We start from the raw sequence: 2395 nt of genomic DNA, 5'->3' as shown, positions 1-2395 counted from the left end.
CCCGGGTTTCTGAGCCTGTGCGGGTACGGCAGCGGCGGGCGCGGTCATGAGGAAGGGCAGCGTGAGCATCACCGCTGCGAGGAGTCTCTTCATGGCGTCAATGTCATCGCCTGCACCCGTCGAGGACCCGACCCGATCGTCGATCGGCGATTCCGACTTTCGTCGTAACGCGCCCGTTCACGGGGCTGCTAGGACTCCGGGTGGAGGCGGCGGGCGGACTCCGACTCGTGCGCCATGCGGCGTAGCGCGTCGAACGCCTTCCCGTACAGGACCGTGCCGAGCACCAGGGCCTCCACGGCGGCGTCGCGCGGCCCGTCGAACGCGACGGTCTCCATCTCGACCTCGGCCGCCAGTTTCTGGGCCGCCTCGGCGTACGGCTCCAGGCCGACGTCCATGCCGAGCCGGCGCATCCTGGCCACGGTCTGGGTGAGCTCGGCGCGGGTGGGGGCGTCGGTGCGGACGTCCCAGCCCAGGTCGTCGATGAGGCGGTCGACCTGAGCGCGGGCGGCCTGCCAGTCCTCGCCGGGCTCCGGCTCGACGGCGGGGGACAGGGCGTACTGCACGATGCCGAGCACGTCCCTGGTGGGCAGGGACTCGTCCGCGACGGCGGCGATGACCTGCTTGATCGAGGCGACCGGGAGCCTGCCCACCTCGATCAGGGCCCGGATCAGGCGGAGCCTGCGCAGGTGGGACTCGTCGTACCCGGCGCGGGTCGCGGCCAGTTGAGCGCCCTGGTGCAGCAGGCCCTCGCGCAGGTAGTACTTGATCGTGGGGATGGCCACACCGGACGTGGCACTGAGCTCGGACATGCGCATCGTTAGATAATAGCGCTATCCAGAGCGGGCCACGTGTCGGGCCGCGCTGACCAGCTCCTGCACGTCGGCCTGACGGTTCCAGAGGAAGACGACGTCGAGCGGCGGCACGTCCTCCTTGATCGGGACGAAGCTCAGGGTCTCCGGCACCGGCGTGCCCTCGTGGACGCAGAGGGTGTATCCGGCGCCCGCCTCCACCATGGTGACGGCCAGGTCATGCGTGGCCGCCGCCGGGCCGAGGCGGGGATGCAGGCCGTGGCGGACGAATCCCTCCAGGAACCTGCGGGCCCCGGCCACCGCGTCGGACTCCGGCATGACCAGCGGCTCGCCCGCCAGGTCCGACAACGACAGCGCCTCGCGCCCGGCCAGCTGGTGATCCCGGTGGAGCAGCGCGCGTACGGGGAAGCGGTGGACGAGCATGCGGGCCACGCCCCTGGGCAGGGAGCCGGGGGCGTACCCGAGGCCGGCCTGCAGCGTGCCGTCCACGATGGAGACGATCTGCTCGGCGGTGCTCATGGGCGCCACCCGCAGGTGGATGGTGTGGACCTGGGAGAGCAGGCGGGCCACCACGTCCGCCAGCCCGTCGGCCACGCCCAGGCGCGCGGCCTGGCCGCTTCTCCTGGCGGCGGCCACGGCGCGCTCGAAGGCGTCCAGCGCGACGGTCGCCTGCGCCAGGAACGCCTCGCCCGCCTCGGTGAGCTGCACGCCGCTCGACGAACGGCTGAACAGCTCGACGCCGAGCTCCTTCTCCATTGCCCTGAGCTGCTCGGACAGCGTGGGCTGCGCGATGTGCAGCGCGGCGGCGGCCCGGCGAAGGCTGCCTGCGCGGGCGATCGCCATGGCGTACCGGACGTAGCGTAAGTCCATCGCTCACCTCGGCGTGATGATGTTGATGAGCTATCGCTGGATCGCACCTTCGTATTACAAGACGGGACAGTTCCGGTGAAGATGCCCAGTCACCTACCGGCTGCCAAATGGCCTGAAATGCTGATGACCCCTCTCAGCCGGCGAAGGCGGTGAAGCCGGTGAAGCGGGCATGGCACGCCTTGTGCTCGTGCGGGTCGAGGAAGGGACGCGCGGCCAGCCAGGCCGCCGCCCCGGCCGGATCTCCCGCCGTGACCGCACCCTCCACAAGGCCCTGTACGGCCTCCCGTACGGGGCCTTCCGCCGTGAGCACGCCACCGGCGAGCACGATCGGCAGGCCGGGTTCGTGTACCTGGGCGGCGGTTCTCGCCAGCCGGGACGCCGCCTCGGCGACGATGGCCACCGCTGCCGGATCACCGTCCCGCGCCGCCTCGCTCACCAGCGGCGCCAACTCGGCGAGCGCGAGCGGCTCCCGCCCATGCACCGCCGCCGCCAGCCGCGCCCCCGGATCACCGCCGGCCCCATCGGGCAGCAGCCGCCGGGCGACCATCCCAGCCAACCGGCCCCCATAACCCGCCCGGCCATCGCCGCCGCGCGTGTGCTCAGGCCCGATCCAGGCGGTGTCGCCCGGGGTGGTGGCGTCGGCCGGCGCCGTGGTGCCGCCCAGGGTCGCGGTGCCGGCTGGGGTCGTGGTGTTGGTCGGGTCGGTGGGGGAGGGG

General features: G+C 72.4%; 2 protein-coding genes and 1 pseudogene. All 3 read right to left on the bottom strand.

Features of this window, described 5'->3' with window-relative positions; translation table 11 throughout:
* Positions 1 to 188 precede the first annotated feature (188 nt).
* Complete coding sequence (locus ITP53_RS54870; protein WP_236052241.1) at positions 189 to 809, bottom strand: MerR family transcriptional regulator; 621 nt, start codon at positions 807 to 809, stop codon at positions 189 to 191.
* A 21-nt stretch (positions 810 to 830) separates the two neighbouring features.
* A complete protein-coding gene (locus ITP53_RS54865) occupies positions 831 to 1679 on the bottom strand; it encodes a LysR family transcriptional regulator (protein WP_195903400.1) in 849 nt (282 codons plus the stop codon).
* A gap of 133 nt (positions 1680 to 1812) precedes the next feature.
* A pseudogene (locus tag ITP53_RS54860) lies at positions 1813 to 2395 on the bottom strand (ATPase); the annotation flags it as partial.

Origin of the sequence: Nonomuraea cypriaca (assembly GCF_015645445.1) — a bacterium.
Taxonomy (GTDB): Bacteria; Actinomycetota; Actinomycetes; order Streptosporangiales; family Streptosporangiaceae; genus Nonomuraea; species Nonomuraea cypriaca.
The sequence above is the reverse complement of the archived record's forward strand: the minus strand, read 5'-3'. Positions and strand labels throughout refer to the sequence as shown.